General features: G+C 46.3%; 22 protein-coding genes. 16 read left to right on the plus strand and 6 right to left on the minus strand.

The window, feature by feature from the left end; genetic code table 11:
• The 6 genes from F560_RS0120595 to F560_RS0120620 all read left to right on the plus strand — a co-directional run.
• Positions 1-1,342: sensor histidine kinase (locus F560_RS0120595; protein WP_156829076.1), on the plus strand; the 1,342-nt coding region annotated here is incomplete at its 5' end.
• A complete protein-coding gene (locus F560_RS0120600) occupies positions 1,314-1,952 on the plus strand; it encodes a response regulator (RefSeq protein ID WP_019007629.1) in 639 nt (212 codons plus the stop codon). The genes F560_RS0120595 and F560_RS0120600, both read left to right, overlap by 29 nt.
• Positions 1,953-2,122: 170 nt before the next feature.
• A complete protein-coding gene (locus tag F560_RS0120605; protein ID WP_082655297.1) occupies positions 2,123-2,464 on the plus strand; it encodes a metal-sensitive transcriptional regulator in 342 nt (113 codons plus the stop codon).
• A 28-nt stretch (positions 2,465-2,492) separates the two neighbouring features.
• Positions 2,493-2,693 (plus strand): copper ion binding protein, encoded by a 201-nt coding sequence (locus F560_RS0120610; protein WP_019007631.1) that lies wholly within the window; start codon positions 2,493-2,495, stop codon positions 2,691-2,693.
• Positions 2,694-2,774: 81 nt separating this feature from the next.
• On the plus strand, positions 2,775-5,210 hold the full coding sequence (locus F560_RS0120615) for a heavy metal translocating P-type ATPase (protein ID WP_019007632.1): 2,436 nt from the start codon (positions 2,775-2,777) through the stop codon (positions 5,208-5,210).
• Positions 5,211-5,294: 84 nt separating this feature from the next.
• Positions 5,295-5,942 carry a TVP38/TMEM64 family protein gene (locus tag F560_RS0120620; protein ID WP_019007633.1) on the plus strand — a complete coding sequence of 216 codons (648 nt, stop codon included), beginning with the start codon at positions 5,295-5,297 and terminating at the stop codon, positions 5,940-5,942.
• A gap of 259 nt (positions 5,943-6,201) precedes the next feature.
• On the opposite strand, the gene F560_RS0120625 is transcribed toward F560_RS0120620, so the two are convergent.
• Together F560_RS0120625 and F560_RS25295 are read right to left on the minus strand one after the other, a co-directional pair.
• A complete protein-coding gene (locus F560_RS0120625) occupies positions 6,202-7,038 on the minus strand; it encodes a hypothetical protein (RefSeq protein WP_019007634.1) in 837 nt (278 codons plus the stop codon).
• 62 nt (positions 7,039-7,100) lie between these two features.
• Complete coding sequence (locus F560_RS25295; protein WP_342662951.1) at positions 7,101-7,490, minus strand: four-helix bundle copper-binding protein; 390 nt, start codon at positions 7,488-7,490, stop codon at positions 7,101-7,103.
• A gap of 71 nt (positions 7,491-7,561) precedes the next feature.
• Between F560_RS25295 and F560_RS0120630 the strand changes: the two genes are divergently transcribed.
• Positions 7,562-8,218 (plus strand): class I SAM-dependent methyltransferase, encoded by a 657-nt coding sequence (locus tag F560_RS0120630; protein WP_019007635.1) that lies wholly within the window; start codon positions 7,562-7,564, stop codon positions 8,216-8,218.
• A 2-nt stretch (positions 8,219-8,220) separates the two neighbouring features.
• Here the strand turns inward: F560_RS0120630 and F560_RS0120635 are convergent, their stop codons facing one another.
• A complete protein-coding gene (locus F560_RS0120635) occupies positions 8,221-9,285 on the minus strand; it encodes a sensor histidine kinase (RefSeq protein WP_019007636.1) in 1,065 nt (354 codons plus the stop codon).
• Positions 9,285-9,974 carry a response regulator transcription factor gene (locus F560_RS0120640; RefSeq protein ID WP_019007637.1) on the minus strand — a complete coding sequence of 230 codons (690 nt, stop codon included), beginning with the start codon at positions 9,972-9,974 and terminating at the stop codon, positions 9,285-9,287. The genes F560_RS0120635 and F560_RS0120640 overlap by 1 nt, the downstream gene beginning before the upstream one ends.
• 197 nt (positions 9,975-10,171) lie before the next feature.
• Here F560_RS0120640 and F560_RS23890 point away from each other — a divergent pair, with 197 nt between their 5' ends.
• The 3 genes from F560_RS23890 (at position 10,172) to F560_RS0120650 (ending at position 12,158) form a co-directional block, all read left to right on the plus strand.
• On the plus strand, positions 10,172-11,212 hold the full coding sequence (locus F560_RS23890) for a F510_1955 family glycosylhydrolase (protein WP_019007638.1): 1,041 nt from the start codon (positions 10,172-10,174) through the stop codon (positions 11,210-11,212).
• Positions 11,213-11,364: 152 nt separating this feature from the next.
• Positions 11,365-11,829 carry a putative iron-sulfur cluster-binding metallochaperone gene (locus tag F560_RS25300; protein WP_083932166.1) on the plus strand — a complete coding sequence of 155 codons (465 nt, stop codon included), beginning with the start codon at positions 11,365-11,367 and terminating at the stop codon, positions 11,827-11,829.
• Between the two features lie 74 nt (positions 11,830-11,903).
• Positions 11,904-12,158, plus strand: coding sequence for an SHOCT domain-containing protein (locus F560_RS0120650; protein ID WP_019007639.1), 255 nt, complete (start codon positions 11,904-11,906; stop codon positions 12,156-12,158).
• Between the two features lie 148 nt (positions 12,159-12,306).
• On the opposite strand, the gene F560_RS0120655 is transcribed toward F560_RS0120650, so the two are convergent.
• Complete coding sequence (locus tag F560_RS0120655; RefSeq protein ID WP_019007640.1) at positions 12,307-13,941, minus strand: multicopper oxidase family protein; 1,635 nt, start codon at positions 13,939-13,941, stop codon at positions 12,307-12,309.
• Between the two features lie 153 nt (positions 13,942-14,094).
• On the opposite strand from F560_RS0120655, the gene F560_RS0120660 reads away from it, so the two are divergent.
• The 6 genes from F560_RS0120660 to F560_RS0120685 are packed head-to-tail and all read left to right on the plus strand — an operon-like array spanning position 14,095 to position 18,341.
• Complete coding sequence (locus F560_RS0120660; protein WP_019007641.1) at positions 14,095-14,526, plus strand: BlaI/MecI/CopY family transcriptional regulator; 432 nt, start codon at positions 14,095-14,097, stop codon at positions 14,524-14,526.
• Positions 14,523-15,383, plus strand: a complete 861-nt coding sequence (locus F560_RS0120665) for a M56 family metallopeptidase (RefSeq protein WP_019007642.1) — start codon at positions 14,523-14,525, stop codon at positions 15,381-15,383. The genes F560_RS0120660 and F560_RS0120665 overlap by 4 nt, the downstream gene beginning before the upstream one ends.
• A gap of 58 nt (positions 15,384-15,441) precedes the next feature.
• Positions 15,442-16,155, plus strand: coding sequence for a cytochrome c biogenesis CcdA family protein (locus F560_RS0120670; RefSeq protein WP_026298444.1), 714 nt, complete (start codon positions 15,442-15,444; stop codon positions 16,153-16,155).
• A gap of 12 nt (positions 16,156-16,167) precedes the next feature.
• The gene (locus F560_RS0120675; protein ID WP_019007644.1) at positions 16,168-16,908 is read left to right on the plus strand and encodes an urease accessory protein UreH domain-containing protein; all 741 of its coding nucleotides are present in this window, start codon (positions 16,168-16,170) and stop codon (positions 16,906-16,908) included.
• A 17-nt stretch (positions 16,909-16,925) separates the two neighbouring features.
• Positions 16,926-17,438, plus strand: coding sequence for a TlpA family protein disulfide reductase (locus F560_RS0120680; RefSeq protein ID WP_019007645.1), 513 nt, complete (start codon positions 16,926-16,928; stop codon positions 17,436-17,438).
• Positions 17,439-17,486: 48 nt separating this feature from the next.
• Positions 17,487-18,341: a hypothetical protein gene (locus tag F560_RS0120685; protein WP_019007646.1), complete on the plus strand. Its 855-nt coding sequence runs from the start codon at positions 17,487-17,489 to the stop codon at positions 18,339-18,341.
• 135 nt (positions 18,342-18,476) lie between these two features.
• Here the strand turns inward: F560_RS0120685 and F560_RS25305 are convergent.
• The coding region (locus F560_RS25305) for a transposase (protein WP_019007196.1) at positions 18,477-18,665 on the minus strand (189 nt) is incomplete at its 5' end.

Consider the following 18,665-nt stretch of genomic DNA (forward strand, 5'->3'; position numbering starts at 1 on the left):
ATTTACCGCATTTACAGGCGGTGGCGGGGGATTGTCGCGCGCGGTAACCGAAACGATCTTGCCCTATCTGGAGCAGTATCAAATCTCTACGCCTTCCCTTGAAGCATTCTTATTAAAGATGCACATGTTCGGCTCGTTTATGAATCATAATGGACTTCCCTATTGCTTTTTGATGTTCGCCGTCAGCTACTCCGGGTTATTCCGCCGTAAAAAGAAAATGATCCTCGCAGGGGTGCTTCCCATCCCGATCATCGGGATGCTTTTCCTCACGTCGTTCACTCCCCCGATCCAGCATAACTTTCAAGCGCTGTTTTTTTGGTGCGTACCTTATCTGATCGTTGGTCTTATCCTGTTAACCTACAGTTTTTTGAAAGAGAAGAATCCGAAACGGAAAAGAAGCCGGTTATTTTCCAATATCGTTGCGTTCCCGCCGATCCTGTTTCAAATCGTGGCGAACTATACATTAAAGGCGTTTTTCGATGTCCAGGAAGTATGGCGGTTTATGCCGTTTGTGATTACGATTCTGCTGGTAACATTTTTGCTCCTCGGCATCAAATATGGCGTACTCGGCGTCCGGATAAAGTTCGAAAAGGACCGGTTGGACGGTACGATGCGCGCCATCTCGTACGGGACAAGCATATTGAACCACACGATTAAAAATGAGGTCGGAAAAATCCGGATTGTCGCCGATCAGATTCGAAAGTTGGCAACTTCGTCTCAACAGGAGAAAATTGCAAGCGATGCAGCCGTTGTACTTGATTCGACCAAGCATATGCTGGATATGGTGACGCGCATTCAAAACCGGACGCAAGATATCATGCTGAAAGAGGGGATTCATGAGGTAACGGACATCCTAAGCCGCGCGCTTTCGATGACGAAAGTGTTCTTGGAAAAGCGGAGCGTTCAGGTTCATACGGATGTTGATAATAAGGCGATTTATCTACTCTGCGATCCGGTTCATCTTCAGGAAACGTTCCACAATATCATCGTCAACGCGGCCGAAGCGATGGAGCCGGGAGGAATGTTGTTCATTTCGGTATGCGAAACGCGGAAGCATCTTACGATCGTCTTTAAGGATAACGGAAAGGGAATATCACAAGACGAACTTTCCTATTTGTTCGATCCGTTTTATTCGACCAAGCATCGCAAGCAAAACTTCGGTCTCGGATTGACGTACTGCTACAATGTCATGCAGCAGCATGAAGGATCGATCGATATTCAAAGCGAATTGAATGTCGGGACATCGGTCGTAATTCAATTTCCTCACAAGAGAATTCGATCCCATTCACTTCCTGTCGCCGAGGTGAGGGACATTGGATCAAATCAAGGTTATGTTGGTTGAGGATGATGCCGTCTGGCGCGACCAACTCACAAGTTTCCTGAGCCGCGAGCATGATCTTGTCGTCGTCGGTTCGGCGGCGAACAGGGAGGATGCGGTTCATCTCGCCAGGCTTAGTGACGCGCATGTTGTGCTTATGGATCTCATTTTATCCGATGCCGGGTTTGACGGACTTGAAGCGGCCATGGATATTTTGGAAATGAAGCAAACCAAGATCATTATGCTGACCGGCATTGACGAGGAAGAAGCAATCATGGATACGTATGCGGCAGGGGCAGTCAATTATATAACGAAGGCTCACTTCGAAGATATTCCCTGGGCCATTCGAGCTGCCTACAATAACATGAATTACATTCATCCGGATTCGGCCGGCGTGCTGGTGAAGGAATTTCGGCGGATGAAATGGGAGCAACGGAGCAAGCTGTTAACCCCAGCCGAGCGGGAAATTTTAAGGTTCATTCATAAAGGGTACAAGCAATCGAACATTCAAAACGAATTGCATACAACTGAAAGCACCATTAAAAAGCATGTGAATCATATTTTGAAGAAGCTAGTCTCCCGCTCCAGTCGCGAAGCTGCCCGAAAAGCCAAGCGTCTTGGTATGATTGATTAGAATCTCTAAGCTAACAGTCCGGCTTTAACGGAACATCGGGCTGTTTATTCTGTCCTACAAAACATTAAGCTTCTTCTAGAGTTAAAGCCGAACACCTTCATTTGACTAGAATAATTTCATCTTGACATACCCTAAGGGGGTATAGTATATTTATTGTGAGGTGATAAGTCGTGGCGAACCAAGAGGAATTGCTACCGGATGAAGCCGACCGTTCTTGTTGTTCTCCAGAAAGCGAAAGGAAAAGCCATCATTCGGACAAAATGAAGAACAACTTGATATCCCGTTTGAACCGTATCGAAGGCCAAATTCGCGGAGTTAAAGGGATGATTGAGAAGGATACTTATTGTGACGATGTACTGAACCAGATCGCGGCCATTCAGTCAGCCTTAAACAGCGTTGGCAAGCTTTTGCTTGAAGGACACATGAAAAGTTGTGTCGTGGAACGCATCCAGGCCGGAGAACATGAAGTCATTGACGAATTGTTGATTACGGTTAATAAATTAATGAAATAATGAAATCATAAATATCGGAGGGATTTGTATGAAACAAGCAACACTTAAAGTGAACGGTATGTCCTGCCAACACTGTGTCAATTCCATTGAGAAAGCCTTAAAAGAAATAGGTGCGTCGGCTCGTGTTGATCTGAAAGGCAACTCGGTTACTGTAGAATACGATGAAAATAAATTATCCTTGGATGCCGTGAAGGAAGCCATTGAAGAACAAGGCTACGAGGTTGCCTAACAGGCATGGGGGGTCACTTGCTGGTGGCCTTTCTTTTTATTATTATAAATACCCTATAGGGGTATGAAAGAGGCGGTTTACATGCAAAACACGGAATCCCCAAAAAAACAGCAAACGACCTTGCAAATATCGGGTATGACTTGTGCCGCATGCGCAAACCGGATTGAGAAAGGATTAAACAAACTGGAAGGTGTATCGGAAGCGACAGTTAACTTTGCTCTCGAGCAGGCGTCCGTTACTTACGATCCGGATAAAGTTAAACTTCCCCAAATCGAGCGGAAAATTCAAGAGATCGGATACGATACCGTCAAAGAAGCCGTTGATTTTGAAATCAGCGGCATGACCTGTGCCGCCTGTGCCGCCCGGATTGAGAAGGGGCTCAGCAAACTGCCCGGAGTGTACAAAGCAACCGTCAATCTGGCACTGGAGACGGCACGAGTAGAATATTCACCTGCTGAGGTGTCCGCTTCGGATATGGTGAGGAAAGTGGAGCAGCTCGGCTACAAAGCAGCGATAAAACAGGAAAAACAAGAGTCTGCAGACCACAGAAAAAAAGAAATCAAGAGACAACAAAAGAAGCTTCTCATTTCCTCCCTTTTGTCACTGCCGCTGTTATGGGCAATGGTCGGTCATTTTTCGTTTACCGCCTGGATCTGGGTGCCCGAATTGTTCATGAATCCGTGGTTTCAATTGCTTCTGGCAACGCCCGTTCAATTTATCGTCGGCCGGCATTTTTATATCGGAGCGTATAAAGCGCTTCGGAATGGCAGCGCCAATATGGATGTTTTGGTGGCGCTCGGCACGTCGGCCGCTTACTTCTATAGTCTTTATTTAACGGTTCAATGGGCCAACCAGGCTGGGGCGCATCATGTGCCTGCTATGTACTACGAGACAAGCGCCGTGCTGATTACGCTCATTGTTCTCGGAAAACTGTTTGAAGCGTTAGCGAAAGGCCGTTCATCGGAAGCCATCAAAACCTTGATGGGATTGCAGGCCAAGACAGCGCTTGTCGTTCGCGACGGTCAGGAAGTTTCCATACCGATAGAGGAAGTTGCCGTAGGTGATGTTGTAATCGTGAAACCCGGCGAAAAAGTGCCTGTTGACGGAATCGTGCTTGAAGGTTCATCTTCTGTGGACGAGTCGATGCTGACGGGTGAAAGCATTCCTGTCGGCAAGCGGCAGGGCGATCCGGTGATCGGAGCCACCATCAATAAAAACGGCATGCTCCGCATTGAGGCAACCAAAGTAGGAAAAGAAACCGCGCTTGCGCAAATCATCAAAGTCGTCGAAGAAGCGCAAGGTTCCAAAGCGCCGATTCAACGGATTGCGGACGTGATCTCGGGTATATTCGTTCCCATTGTCGTCGGGATTGCTGTGATCACCTTCCTGGTGTGGTATTTCGGTGTCGAACCCAGTCATTTTTCCGGCGCTTTGGAAAAAGCGATTGCGGTGCTTGTCATCGCTTGTCCGTGCGCGCTCGGATTGGCAACGCCAACCTCCATTATGGCCGGCTCTGGCCGCGCGGCGGAGCTCGGAATTCTGTTCAAAGGCGGAGAACACCTGGAATCGACGCATAAAATTACAACTGTCGTGTTGGATAAAACCGGTACGGTAACGAAAGGCAAACCCGAGCTGACGGATGTTATCGTTTCGGAATTTATCGATGAAAGCCGCTTTCTTGCTTTGGTGGGAGCGGCCGAAAAAAACTCCGAGCATCCGCTTGCGGAAGCGATCGTAGCCGGCGTGCGGGAAAGAAACATCGTCCTGCCGCAAACTGAAGCGTTTGAAGCCGTTCCGGGTTATGGCATTCGGTCGGTCGTCGAAGGCAAAGAGGTTCTGATCGGAACAAGAAAATGGATGGTCAAAAATCAGATCGATGCGGAATCGGCTTTCGCAACGATGAATGCACTTGAGGAATCGGGAAAAACCGCGATGCTTGTTGCCGTTGATGGGCGTTACGCCGGTATCGTAGCGGTGGCTGACACGATCAAAGACACTTCCAGGCGAGCCGTTGCCCGGTTGAAAGAACTCGGCCTCGATGTCGTCATGATCACCGGTGACAACGAACGAACCGCCCGTGCGATTGCAAGGCAGGTCGGGATCGACCGGGTACTGGCGGAAGTGCTGCCCGAAGGCAAAGCGGATGAAGTTAAGAAATTACAGCAATCGGGCAGGAAAGTGGCGATGGTCGGCGACGGCATCAATGACGCCCCGGCACTTGCCACAGCCGATATCGGAATGGCCATCGGTACGGGTACCGACGTTGCCATGGAAGCTGCAGATGTGACGCTGATGCGCGGCGACCTGAACAGCATTCCGGATGCTATCTTGATGAGCCGGAAAACAATGCGAAATATTAAACAAAACCTGTTCTGGGCTCTTGCTTATAATGTAGTCGGCATTCCCATCGCAGCAGCAGGATATTTGGCTCCTTGGCTGGCAGGCGCGGCGATGGCGTTCAGTTCGGTTTCGGTCGTACTCAACGCACTCAGGCTGCAGCGAGCCATTGTTAAATAAGGGAGTGAGGGAATTGGCTTATTAAGAAATTTGCCCTCTCACCATCTGGCAATAATAACAGAATTCTCAGGAGAATGCTGAAAGATGATAAAAAAGTGGATTACACTTCTCGGCTACGTGGCGGCCATCATCGTGATCGTCATGAACAAAGGTCCGATCCTTCGTTGGTTGGATGCTGAGAGTGCTAATCATCTTCTACTGCTATTTGGTGCAGCTGTATTATTGGCCCTGATTCCTATTGTCCCTTATGGCGTTGTTGCCGGAATAATGGGGGCCAAATACGGCCCTTTTTGGGGAGGATTCCTGAATGTCATTAGCTCCACCCTTGCAGCCGCTCTGCTATTCTTGTCTGTGAGGACGGTTTTTCAGGAGCAGGGAAGAAGGCTTTTGTCAAAATACAAGCGAATGGACCGGTTTACGGAGTTGATGGAACGGAACGCGTTTCTCGCGGTTTTGACGGCCCGTCTTATCCCCTTTGTACCTGCTGCCGCTGTAAATGTTTACACTGCAATCAGTCGAATGAGATTTGGACCTTTTTTTGCGGCTACGTTGCTTGGGAAAATACCTGTTATGTTTGTGTTTGCCGTCATTGGAGACCAATTGCTCTCCGACTTGCGTGATGTTCTTTGGACATCGTTGATCTATGTTCTCTTTCTTTCCGTAGTTTTTCTCATCTATTGGTTTTTCCGGAGACGATCAAACAACAAATCCAAGTCAGCCATTCAAGGTTAGACTATACCCCGCGCCTCCGGGCTCGATCCAAGCCATGCGCGGCTTTGATTTTCGACAAACATAAGGTTGATAGTGAGCAAAACGTATTCGGATAAGAGGGCGATGATGTGATCTTCGGGTTGGTCGTCTCCTGCTGCAAAATACAAAAGACAGAGGTAAAAGAAGGGGCGGTTATTACCGATAATTATCAGCATGAATTAGCATAAAATCTGCAAAAAACATGGCCGCAATTTACTTGCAACCATGTTTTCGTTGACTTTTACGGAACCTGGATTGTATAGGGGACAATGAAGGTTTTACCTTGATGTTTAAACTGCCCCCATAACTTATAAATCCCGCTTGCAGGGAATGCTGTTCCAAATTTAGCCTGTGGTCCAGTTGCCTTTTCTTCCAGGGGGTGGTTATGAATGTATTTTTCTGCGTCGGCACTCAAAATAACGACGTGACCCACTGCACCTAAGTACGGTTCAAGGTTTGTAATCGGTTGTTTCGTACTGGCATCAAGAAAATTGAATGTCATGGTCAGTTCTTTTCCTGCCTGAAGCTGGTCGAAGGATAAAGATACTTCTTTCCCTTCAACGACTTTGGTTAAGTTAGTCTCCGGTGTAAGTGGCTGAGCGGCAGGAACATCCCCGGAGACTTTGACCCATTGACTTTCCGTTTTCGCTTCACCGCCCTCTGGGATAAAATCAGCGATGAGTTTATAATCTCCCCCTGTTGGGAATTGAGTGCGAATTTGGAACAGCCCTTTTCCCTTGTAATCAGGATGGATATGATTAAAAAATGACAGATCTTTATTAACAACGATTAAATGCATTTGTTTTTCATGACTGACTTGAAATTTCTCAATCGGCTTCCCCGTATTATCCTGGATCTGAATGGAAATCTGTTCGTCCTTTCCGCTTTGCGGTGCAGAATCGGCAAATTTCCAAACGGCCTGAACTTGCGACGTATTGGTTGATTCTTTTCCGCCGGACGGCTGATTATGTTGATTGTGATCCATGCCCGGCATCGTCTGATCTTGCTTTGGTTTTTGAGCGCAGGCTGAAAGCAGTACAATGGTCAAACAAATGACAAATAACCAGCGAAAGTTCACGTAAACCGACCCCTTATTTCGGTTGTTTTGAAAAAAGGGAGCAGTTGCTCCCTCTGCCATGATTAAGCAGCCATTTTTCTGCACTCGTCGGCGCATTTTTTGCAAAGATTGGCACATTTTTGGCAATGTTCATCTTTGAATTTGCCGCATTCCGCGGCGCAAGCATCGCAAATGGTTGCACATACATTACAAATTTGCTTGGCATACGAACTATCCCGTGACATGAATTGAGATGCCAACGAGCATATGTCTGCGCAGTCCCGCAGTAACTGAATGCAGCGGACTCTTGCCTGTACATCGGGTTCATTCAAACAGGCGGTTAAGCAATGTTCACAAGCTTGAAGGCAGGCGTTGCAAGCATCGATACAAGTTTGATGTTGAGCTGTATGCATCATGACAGACATGAAACAAGCTCTCCTTTCCAAAAACTGTGATGGTGTTAAACACATCATTTAGATTTCCCAAGCGAACCTTCAATATTCGTCAGTATAGGACATCCAATCCGTATCTGGGGGGTATCATTATGGATGAACGTAAGAAAATCATACCTGCACTTCGCTACAATTGGTTGACATCACTTTACGATCCAATAATGCGTTGGACAATGCGTGAAGAGACTTTTAAACATCAGTTGGTGACACAAGCAAATATCAGAGACAGGCATCGGGTACTTGACCTTGGATGTGGGACGGGGACGCTTACACTTCTGATCAAAAAAATCCATCCGGAAGCCAAAGTGGATGGACTTGATGGGGATGAGAAAGTGTTGGAGATTGCCCGTCATAAAATGTCTAAGCTTCATTCCGATATTCAATTTGTTCACGGATTCTCGTTCGAACTGCCTTATCCGGAGAATGCGTTCGACCGGGTTATCTCCAGCTTGATGTTTCATCATTTGACGCGGGAAGATAAAAGCAAAACGTTACATGAGGTTTATCGGGTTCTGCGGCCGGGCGGAGAACTGCATATTGCCGATTGGGGCAAAGCCCAAAATGCTATCATGCGAACCGCATTCTTTTCTGTTCAATTACTTGACGGGTTCCTTACAACGACCGATCATGTAACCGGTGTGTTTCCGGAACTGATCCGAAAGGCTGGTTTTGCCGACGTCAAGGAGGAGAATCGATTCATGACGGTATATGGTACCCTATCTTTATATAGCGCTAAAAAATTGGACTAATGTTACTTTGGAAAACGAAGGTAGACCGTTGTACCTTTGTCGCTTTCGATCCACACTGTACCGCCATGCGCCTCAACTAACTTCTTGACAATCGTCAGGCCGATTCCGGCGCCGCCCATTTTCCGGTTTCGTGATTTGTCCACCCGATAAAACCGTTCGAAAACATACGGCAAATCGTTCGGGGCAATGCCAGTTCCCGTGTCTTGTATAGCAATGAGAACCGTATCGTTTTCGTCTTGCACCTGTATTTTGACCTGCCCTTTTTCAGGTGTAAATTTGAGTGCGTTGGTTAAAACATTGACCAATACCTGTATGAAACGATCCCGATCGACATGCAGGCGGACAGAAAGATGGGGCATCACGTCGAGTCGAACGCCTTTTTCCATAAACGCAGCAGCTACAATGCCCAAACTTTGTTGAATGAGCGTCGATAGATCTTCCGGTTTACGCTGCAAGCGAAAATGAGGGGAGTCCATCACCGTTAATTGTTCCAAATCGGCGACTAATGCGATGAGACGTTCAGTTTCTTCGTAACAAGCTCGCAGCCGTGCAGGCGTCGGATCCCAGATTTGGTCCAGCATGGCCTGCATATGGCTTTTCAGAGTGGCGAGAGGCGTCCTTAATTCATGGGCGATGTCTTGTGTCATCGTGACACGTAATTTCTCTTGTTTCTGTAATTGTTCCGCAAGGTGATTTAAAGCTTTCCCAAGATCGGCGAGTTCGTCGTTGCCTCGGATGCTTGTCCGAACCGTAAGCTTTCCTCGTGTGATTTGTTCCGCCGCGTTTTTCATTTCCACGAGAGGTGCTGAAAGACGTTTGGCAACATAAAGGCTGATCATGATGGACAGAAGGACGGCTCCAACTAAAGTCCACATCATCGATTGAAGCAGAGCTTGTTCCAGATGGTAAGCCAGCCCCGGCAGGCTGTGATCCATCCCGTACTGGTCTTGGTACAATCTAAAATGATAATGGGTTCCTGCCATGAAGCTGATTCCCGCAATAAGCAAAATTCCCGATGCAACCCCGATCAAAAGCAGGGATAGGCGAAATTGCAACCCGCGTTTCATTATACACCTCCGACAAATCGATAACCTTTCCCATAAACGGTATGAATGTACTTCGGTTGTTTGGGATCGGGTTCAATTTTCTGGCGCAAATTTTTGATGTGCTGATCGATGGCGCGAGCATCCCCTTCGAAATCGAAGCCTAGAACTTTCTCCACCAATTCTTCGCGGGTAAACTGCCGCAGCGGGTGACGAGCCAGGACGAGCAGCAGTTTATACTCGCTTGGGGTCAAATTAACCGGTTCGCCACGAGAAAACACTTCATTACGGGCCGAATCGATAACCAATTCGTCATTGTGAAACGAGATTCGGTCTGCTAACAAGTAATGATCATCTGTCCGGCGCAGAATGGCCCGGACCCGGGCCACCAACTCGCGGGGATCGAATGGCTTCGTCATATAATCATCAGCACCAATCGTGAGCCCCTGTATCCGGTTTTCTTCGGCAACTTTGGCGGTAAGCATCAGAATGGGAACGGATGAAAGTTTGCGTATCGTTTGACAAACCTGTTCGCCGGGAAAATCCGGCAGCATCAAATCAAGGATGACCAGATCGATCGGAGCGTTTCGTACCATTTGTAACGCCTCCGTTCCTGTACCGGCTTCCAAAGTACGAAACCCGTCTTTTTGCAAATAAGAAACCACCACATCACGTATTTTGTCTTCGTCATCTACCATTAAAATCGTCTTCATCATTGTTTCACCCTTGTTAAGCATTTTGTATTATTATGACAAAAAGTACAGACTAACACGAGGAGGGAGTTAAACTTGTGCAATTATATATAATTATACTACAATATGTAGTGTTATGATAAAATGATGCGGGAATGTTTTTATCCTTGCAAAATGTTTATTTATCAGAATGGATCTGGAAGGAGATTTGCTTTGTGATGAGGTTTCTATTTATTGGCTCGTCCGTTCTGTTTGTCTTATTTTTATACTTCTTTTTTTCATTCCATACAAAAGCGAAGCAACTGAGCAATGCCAAAAAACAGGAAGACCGCGAGAAGAGGCTTCAATTCGCAAAAAAGGCTAACAGTTTAAAATGGGCATGGATCGTAGCTCTGATCGGTGTCCTTATAAGCGGTGTCTTCACGCTGCAAAGTAAAGGAGCAAAGACAATAACCATGCCCCACCTTCATGGATTGGGTTATTCTGCAGATGGACAGCGAATCATGATTCCTTCTCATGATGGGCTGAAAGTGTATTCGCAAGGAACGTGGTCGGAAGCATCAGGAGAAAAGCATGATTACATGGGATTCACGACCGTGAGTAACGGGTTCTATAGCAGCGGACACCCGGCGCCCGGGTCAAACATGAAGAATCCGTTAGGAATCGTGAAAAGTTCCGACGAAGGAAAAAGTCTTGAACATCTTGATTTATACGGGGAAGTTGACTTTCATCTCTTGAATGCCGCCTATAATACACACACTCTGTACGTCTTTAACCCGGAACCGAATACACGTCTCAAAACGGCGGGTTTGTATTATACGAAGGATGAAACGAAAACCTGGACCAAATCTGAGATGAATGGTTTGACCGATGAGCCTGTTGCATTGGCGGTCCATCCGACCAACGATGCGATCGTGGCGGTTGGAACTAAAAAAGCATTGTATCTTTCGAAGGATAGCGGAAACCTTTTTGAAAAAGTGGCAGATTTGCAATTGACAGCTCTTTCTTTTAATCAGCAGGGGGCATTGTTTATTGGTGCCTATAAGCAAAACGGCGAACTTTATGAGATGGATCCGGCAACAAAGCAAATGAAGGAGATAACCATTCCTGTTCTCGTTGAAGACGCCGCAGCTTACGTTGCACAAAATCCGGTCAACGATAAAGAGCTCGTTTTCGCTACGTATAAAAAAGATGTTTATTTATCCAAGGACAAGGGAATCAATTGGACAAAAATTGCCGATCAAGGAAAAGGGATGTGAGGGGCGCGATGAGCGAAGGATTCGACCATTAACTTTCGTTTGTAAGGAAAAGAAACGCTTTACTTCTTACGCGCCGCATTGGTCGCCGCGGCAGCGGTTTGGATCTATTACAAAAAGCGGAAACGCTTTTCGAATAAAGGAAGTGCATCTGAATGAACGATTGTTGTAAAAGTTCAGCGGCTTCTCAACGGAGCGTTATGCGATGTCCTATTTGTAACTTCAAGGGAAAAAGTGTGCAGCTTATCACGCTGAAAGCTTTGCTTATTCCATCTGCTTTGGAAAGACTCGATCCGGAAGCGTCATTTGCCTTTTGCCCCAATTCCTCGTGTTCTGTTGTGTATTTTACAGAGGGTTCATTTTTTGACAAAGGGGATCTAAAAGTTCCAGTGTTTCAGAAGGATGAAGCGCCCAATGTTTTCGTTTGTTACTGTTTCGGGTGGACGAGAGAAAAGCTTTTCAAGGCATCTCAGCAAAATGTCAATCCCATTGATCAAATTCGCGGGCACGTCCAAGCTAACCGCTGTGGCTGTGAGGTTAATAATCCGCAAGGCAGTTGTTGCTTAGGTAACGTCACCGAAATTGTAAATCAATGGTTGGGGAAGATCGAAAAGGTTTAACAAAGAAGGTCGAGGCAAGTTAAAGGAATGCTCGGTGCACAAAATGATAATCCTAATGATGGGAGGTATGTATCATGATGGACGGATCAATGATGATGGATGGTTCCATGATGGGCATGATGTGTATGATGATGGTGCTCGGATTACTTTTGTTGATCTTAGCTGTTGGCGTATCTGTTTACGTGGTTGTCCGCTTGTTAATGAGGAAAAGCAAGGTGGAAGATTATCCCCTCATGATATTAAAAGAACGTTATGCCAAAGGTGAACTCAGTGATGAAGAGTTCGACCATAAACGTAAATTATTAGAAAACTCCGACAAGGCAAGATAATAGAAGAATATGCAGAACTACGGGAAAGGGGCTTCTCATCAGAAAGTAGGAATAGGCCTCAATTTCTTATGCAACCGATACTGAACATGCAAAAAGGGAACGGATGAGCGTCCGTTCCCAGGGGGATCAAGTAAGAACAATTTGAATATTATTCAGGATTGTTACCGGCTTTCGGATCTGGAACAAAGTCGGTTTTATAGTCCGTATACTTCAATTCTGTCACCATGCCGGCCGATGCATGATGCAGGTCGTGGCAGTGGAACATCCAGTTGCCTTCATTGTCTGCTTCAAACGCTACGACGTATTCTTCACCCGGTTTCAGATTCAACGTATCTTTAATGACTGGCGAACCCTCCAAAGGTTTGCCGTTTTTGCTTAGCACCTGGAAGAAGTGGCCGTGCAGGTGCATCGGATGGTCGTCGGTCTTGGAGTTGTTCACGAGACGAACTTTGACTGTATCACCTTTTTTGACTTTAATCGGTTCGGTTTCCGGGAATGTTTTTCCGTTGATGGTATAAACCATATCGCCATTTTTCATTTCCGTATTCAGATTCATCGTGTATTCCATCGTGTACTTCTGATCAAGGGTAAAGTTCATTTTTCCGGCTTGACCATAACGGGTTAGATCGACAACCGGTAGTTTTTCTTTGTCGTTCGGTTTATCCGAACCTGCGGCAACCCCTTCATAAGCGATTACGGCTTTCATCCCTGCAACGGCCTTGTTTTCGCCATGATCTTCAATCAGCCACTGACCGGGATTGTTGGCTTCAAATTCAATATCGTAACGTTCCCCTGGTGCAATCGTGACGACACTATCTTTGAGTATACCCGGATTGTGAATCGGCTGGCCATCCGATGCAGTAATTTTAAACTCATGTCCGTGAAGGTGGATTTGATGAGACAGGTAACCGGCATTAATGAGCCGTATTCGTACTTTTTCCCCTTGTTTTACGGGCAGTTTGTCCACGAGCGATCCGGATTTGCCGTTAACCGTGAACAAATCGTACATGCTCATATCATGTCCCATATTCATTTGACTATGATCCATCGAATTGCTGCCTTTGTTATTCGAATTCCCCATATTCATTTTGCTGTGGTCCATGTTGGACATATCCATTTTAGACATGTTGCCGCCAGACATATTCATATCAGACATGCTCATGCCGGTACTCATCCATTCATCCAGGACGAGCGTATAGTCGCGGTCTACTTTGGTTCCATCTTTCGGTTCCACGATAAACGAACCGTACAATCCTCGGTCTAGCTGGTTTACGCTGTCTTGGTGGGAATGATACCAGTATGTTCCAGGTACGTCCGCTTTAAATGTATAAGTGAACGATTGTCCGGGTTGAACCGCGTTTTGTGTAACGCCCGGAATACCGTCCATCGCATTCGGAACCGGAACCCCGTGCCAATGAATAGTCACCGGTTCAGGCAATTCATTTTTAAGGTTGATTTTCACGGTTTCCCCTTGTTTTACACGAAGCTCCGGACCAGGAACGGAATTGTTGAACGTCCAGACCGGCAGCGTTATTCCCGGTGCAAGTTCTTGATTGCTCGTTTTTGCTGTAAGTGTAAACTCTTTACCGGTTAACGTTGCGACTTTCACTGTGGTGCTAGTATTCGTATTCGTTGGTTGTTGGGCCGCCGATTTATCATCCATGTTCATTTTTGAATGATCCATGCCGCCCATCGAACCACCGCTGGAGTTGAAGCATCCCGTCAATAAAACGGCAATGGCGCCAACAACAGCTGCGCTTTTCAATTTCCAACCGGTTTTCATGGTTATCCCCCATTCTTTTTTTATTTTGTACTTCTTCATTTCGATCATAAAGCAAAAATGTGTAGAACTTGTGAGCACGGACAAGAAAGTTTCGTTATGTTGACAGCGACAATTTTTGTATACTACAATTTGTAGTGTAAGGGTGTGAAGAAAATGAAAATTAAAAAATTCAATATGCATGAATCCGGGTTGAATCATTTTTTCGGACCGCTTGAAGCGCGTATTATGGAGATCGTTTGGGCTTCTGAAAGTATTACGATCAAGGAAATGCAATCCATTTTAAACCAGGAAAATCCCATCTCTTTCAATGCTGTAATGACCGTCATGAGCCGCTTGCAGGAAAAGGGGCTTCTGAAGAGAACAACGACCGGCAAAGGAAGAAATCGGGTTACATCTTTTGAAGCTGTACTGTCCAAAGAACAATTTCTCGCGGAACAAACAAAAGCCGTCACTCACGGACTTATTGAGGAATTCGGAGGACTTGTTGTCAATCATATGATCGATGCCTTGGACGATGTCGATCCGGAACTGATTTCCAAGCTTGAACGGAAAATAAACGAAATGAAAAGCAGGAAACAGTCATGAAACCCGAAACGAAAGTCAAGTGGGTTTACGCCGTGATGCTTCTGTTCGGGTTCCTTATGCTATTGCAAATGGGGATGTATGTAGCCCATCAAATCTGGAACATACCGCTTCGATGGAATATTATTCAATACTGCGTAACCGCAATCGGCGAAAAATCGTCAGGACATGTTTGGGTGAAGCTGGTATTCAACTTGGTTATCGTCTACACTGTGGGCAAAATAGCTTGGCGCATCGGAAAGCAGTGGGTTTTAACCCGTAAATGGCTGTGCAGATTTCGCGAGGCACAACATCAAAAATTAACAAAGCGGTTGAATAAGAAATATCGTCATTGGAATACCGAGTTTATCGTTATTGAGGATCATGCTTTTCTCGCTCTCGCTCTGGGAGTGTGGAAACCGAAAATCATTGTATCCTCGGCGCTGTTCGACTTGTTTGATGAACGCGAAGTTCGGGCCATTCTGCTGCACGAGTGGTACCATTGCCGTAACCGCGACAATCTGAAGTTCTTCCTTTCGACGTTAATGGTCGATGCATTTGGGTACTTACCCATCGTGAAATCGACCGCCCAATATTATCAGACATGGAAAGAACTGCTGGCTGACCGTTTCGCGGTGAAACAAATGGGAACCGAGATTGACCTCGGTAACGTACTCTTGACATTGGCGAATCACACAAAAATGGTTCAATACCGCGCGGCGGGTGTCTATTTTGCGAATACCGCGATCAATTATCGGATTCAGCAGCTATTGGAACCGCAAAAAACAGTTGAAGTCCCGCTGACACTATACCGACCATTGTTTTTATCTTCTTTGACGTTATTTTTGATGAGCAGTCTACTGTTTGGCGGGTGTTCATAAGCCCGCCTTTTTCTTAAACAAAAACACTACAATTCGTAGTATAAATGAGAGGGTTGCTATGAATGCTGCTGATTTAACGGTATGGATCGCGTTCGGTGCAGGCTTTTTATCATTCATTTCACCTTGTTGTCTTCCCCTTTACCCTTCGTATTTATCATATATCACGGGGGTTTCGGTTAAAGATTTGCAGGAGGGCAAAGGGCTGCTTCAAAAGCAGGCATTTTTGCACACCTTGTTCTTTATCATCGGATTTTCGATCATCTTTTTCGCCTTGGGACTATCGGCCAGCTTCGTAGGGAATTTGTTTTCCGGCAATCGGGATGTGATCCGGCAATTGGGGGCCATTATGGTCGTTGTCATGGGACTGATCATGCTCGGTGTGTTTAAACCTAAATTATTGCTCAAAAATGCGCGGTTTGAATGGAAACGGAAACCGTTTGGATATTTGGGTTCCATCTTGGTGGGCGTCACTTATGCGGCTGGATGGACGCCATGTGTCGGACCCATTTTGGCTGCCGTTCTGGCGTTAGGAGTAAGCAATCCCGGCCAGGCGGTGGTATATACTTTTGCCTATACCGTCGGATTCTCTCTTCCATTTTTTGCTATGGCCTTTTTTATCGGAAAGCTGCGTTGGATATTGAAATATTCGAACGGATTCATGAAAGCCGGCGGAGCTTTGATGATATTGACGGGGATTTTGCTGTATACGGATAAAATGACGCAAATTACGATCTATCTGATCAAGCTTTACGGTGGATTTACCGGATTCTAAGGGGGAATGAGAATGTATTCGTTTTTCAGCAAAATCAGTTCCTTCTTAAGCGAACCGTTCTTAGGTGCAGCACATTCGAATATTGCTTTTTTGGCCGCGCTGTTTCTTGGATTTGTCGGTTCAGTGGCGCCCTGCCAGATCTCGGCGAATGTCGCCGCGATCGTGTATTTTGGCAACCGTCAGGCACAAGCCAAGCTTTCCTGGTCGGAAACGGTTATGTATCTTTTGGGGAAAATCGTGCTATTCAGCTTATTTGGCGTATTGTTCTGGTTTTTCGGACAGCAAATTTCCCGCGACTTTATTCCGCTATTCGCATCTGCGAGGAAACTGTTAGGACCATTGCTGGTCGTCATCGGCTTATTTTTGCTTGGGCGGGTGCGACTTCCTTTTCAGTTGGGTGCTCGTTTTTCCTCGTTTATGCGAAACATTGCCGATCGGGTAGGGGGTAAAGGCGGTGCATTTTTGATGGGGATTGCATTTTCGGTCGGCTTTTGTCCGACCATGTTCGTCTTGTTCTTCGGTTCACTCATGCCGCTCGCTATGCAAACTTCATATGGCGGTATTTTACCCCCCGTTTTTGCGATAGGGACAGCCATGCCGTTCCTGCTACTTGCCGCGCTCACCGTAGGTTTCGGCTTTGATCGTATCATGGTGAAACGGGCCAAACGTTGGGGGATTCGGATTCAAAAAATAGCCGGTGTATTGTTTGTCATTTTAGGCGTAAGCGACACATGGACGTATTGGACATTCTGAAGAATGGAGGGAGGGTCATGAAAAAGCAATGGTTGGTGCTTGCAGCCATTATCGTTCTTGCAATTGTTGCCCTCTTTCAAACTTCGCCTGCCAATCGCGAGGAGCTGCCTAAAAAAGGGTATAGAGCGCCGCAGTTTGCATTGCCGGCTCTGGATGGTCAAACGTATACGCTGAAAAAATTGGACGGCAAGCCTGTCGTTCTGAATTTCTGGGCATCCTGGTGCGGGCCGTGCCGGATCGAAGCTCCGGAATTGGTACGGCTTTATGAAAAATATAGAGGAAAGATCGAAATTTATGCGATTAATGTGACTGCCAGCGATTCGGTTGAAGGAGCCAGGGCTTTCGCAGATGAATACGGTTTTTCGTTTCCCGTCCTGCTGGACGATAAAGGAGAAGTTTCGCAAAAATACGGCATTCAGCCGATCCCGACGACGTTTTTTGTGGGTGGGGATGGCGTGATTGTCGATCAAGTGATCGGACTTGTTGACCCACAGTCGATGGAAGCTAAATTCAAAAAACTGTTGCCATAAGGTTTGCTTACCGAACTCATCGACAAAAAAAGTGTGGAGGGAGATACGTTGCCGGGCATCTTGCAGTTGGGTCCTTTTATGATCAGGATGGATTGGGTCGTGCTTGCGGTTTCAGGATTCGCAGGATATGCCGCCATGCAATGGAAATGTAAGCGGTCCGATATACATGATCGATCCTTTCTCGAACCTTTGGTGAACGCTCTGCTTATCATATTTTTCGTTTGGAAAATGAGTCCGATCTTACTTTCACCGTCTCTCTTACGGGAGCACCCGTTATTATGGCTGACGATACCCGGAACCGATATCGGATGGTGGTTTGGGCTTGCCGTTGTTGCATTTTATTTGTACCGAAGTTGGAGGGAAATCGGCGTGCCATGGCGGTTGGTTGGGGATATGTTATCGTTTGGGACCATTGTCGCGGTTTTGGTACACAACCTGCTCAGCTGGCAGTATGGAATGCCCACTTCGCTTCCATGGGGGATTTCGATTGAAAATCCTGAGTTTAAGTACCATCCCGTAAATATATATCGCTTGATCATCACCTTGCCAATGTTGCTATGGTTATGGCGGAATGCTCTTCTCATGGGCACGGGAAAGTGGCTGTTAAACACACTGACGTATTACGGTATGGGATTGATGGTGGTGACGTTCTTTGATACAAAAACAGAGTTTATTTTCAGTTTCTCAGGGGAACAAACCGTATATCTTTTGATGATGTTGTTGGGAGTTGGATTATCCGTCTTCTTAAGAAAGGAAAGCCGACAAGCGACGCAAGTGAAAAAAGAGGAAAGGGAGGAGAAGCAGAATGATGCCGCAGGGATATTACCTTCTGATACGCGAAATGTTGCTTCTGACCCGATCGGACCTGAGAAATCGCGCGAAGAAGAAGGGACATTTCTTTAAAACACCGGAGGAAATGGGGATAAGCCATGAAAGTCAATCTATTTAGTTGCTCCTGAAAAAGTCGATTTTCAAAAATAGTTTCGGGTTGCTGGCTGGGTTGTGAGGGGGAACTTTCCCTAATGATCGGTTTCCATGTTAGTTTTGGAGCATTTTTGCCGCTCTTTGCAGGTTGTGGGTCAGAATCCCGAAGCCGACCCAGCATTTTGAGCCGACAAAGCCCCGATACCTGCTGCGGTTCAAACCGTACTTCCGCTTGAGAAGACTAATCTTCGCTTCTCCAGCTGCACGGTAACGCTGCAAGTCTTTGAACCATAATTCGTTTTC

Source organism: Cohnella laeviribosi DSM 21336 (genome assembly GCF_000378425.1).
GTDB classification, from domain to species: domain Bacteria; phylum Bacillota; class Bacilli; order Paenibacillales; family Paenibacillaceae; genus Cohnella; species Cohnella laeviribosi.

Bases quoted from the DNA above. Each gene is read 5' to 3' on its own strand.
- F560_RS0120610 (WP_019007631.1), top strand. From the start codon at position 2,493: ATGAAACAAGCAACACTTAAAGTGAACGGTATGTCCTGCCAACACTGT.
- F560_RS0120615 (WP_019007632.1), top strand. From the start codon at position 2,775: ATGCAAAACACGGAATCCCCAAAAAAACAGCAAACGACCTTGCAAATA.
- F560_RS0120620 (WP_019007633.1), top strand. From the start codon at position 5,295: ATGATAAAAAAGTGGATTACACTTCTCGGCTACGTGGCGGCCATCATC.
- F560_RS25295 (WP_342662951.1), bottom strand. From the start codon at position 7,490: ATGATGTGTTTAACACCATCACAGTTTTTGGAAAGGAGAGCTTGTTTC.
- F560_RS0120630 (WP_019007635.1), top strand. From the start codon at position 7,562: ATGGATGAACGTAAGAAAATCATACCTGCACTTCGCTACAATTGGTTG.
- F560_RS0120635 (WP_019007636.1), bottom strand. From the start codon at position 9,285: ATGAAACGCGGGTTGCAATTTCGCCTATCCCTGCTTTTGATCGGGGTT.
- F560_RS0120640 (WP_019007637.1), bottom strand. From the start codon at position 9,974: ATGAAGACGATTTTAATGGTAGATGACGAAGACAAAATACGTGATGTG.
- F560_RS23890 (WP_019007638.1), top strand. From the start codon at position 10,172: ATGAGGTTTCTATTTATTGGCTCGTCCGTTCTGTTTGTCTTATTTTTA.
- F560_RS25300 (WP_083932166.1), top strand. From the start codon at position 11,365: ATGAACGATTGTTGTAAAAGTTCAGCGGCTTCTCAACGGAGCGTTATG.
- F560_RS0120650 (WP_019007639.1), top strand. From the start codon at position 11,904: ATGATGGACGGATCAATGATGATGGATGGTTCCATGATGGGCATGATG.
- F560_RS0120655 (WP_019007640.1), bottom strand. From the start codon at position 13,941: ATGAAAACCGGTTGGAAATTGAAAAGCGCAGCTGTTGTTGGCGCCATT.
- F560_RS0120660 (WP_019007641.1), top strand. From the start codon at position 14,095: ATGAAAATTAAAAAATTCAATATGCATGAATCCGGGTTGAATCATTTT.
- F560_RS0120665 (WP_019007642.1), top strand. From the start codon at position 14,523: ATGAAACCCGAAACGAAAGTCAAGTGGGTTTACGCCGTGATGCTTCTG.
- F560_RS0120670 (WP_026298444.1), top strand. From the start codon at position 15,442: ATGAATGCTGCTGATTTAACGGTATGGATCGCGTTCGGTGCAGGCTTT.
- F560_RS0120675 (WP_019007644.1), top strand. From the start codon at position 16,168: ATGTATTCGTTTTTCAGCAAAATCAGTTCCTTCTTAAGCGAACCGTTC.
- F560_RS0120680 (WP_019007645.1), top strand. From the start codon at position 16,926: ATGAAAAAGCAATGGTTGGTGCTTGCAGCCATTATCGTTCTTGCAATT.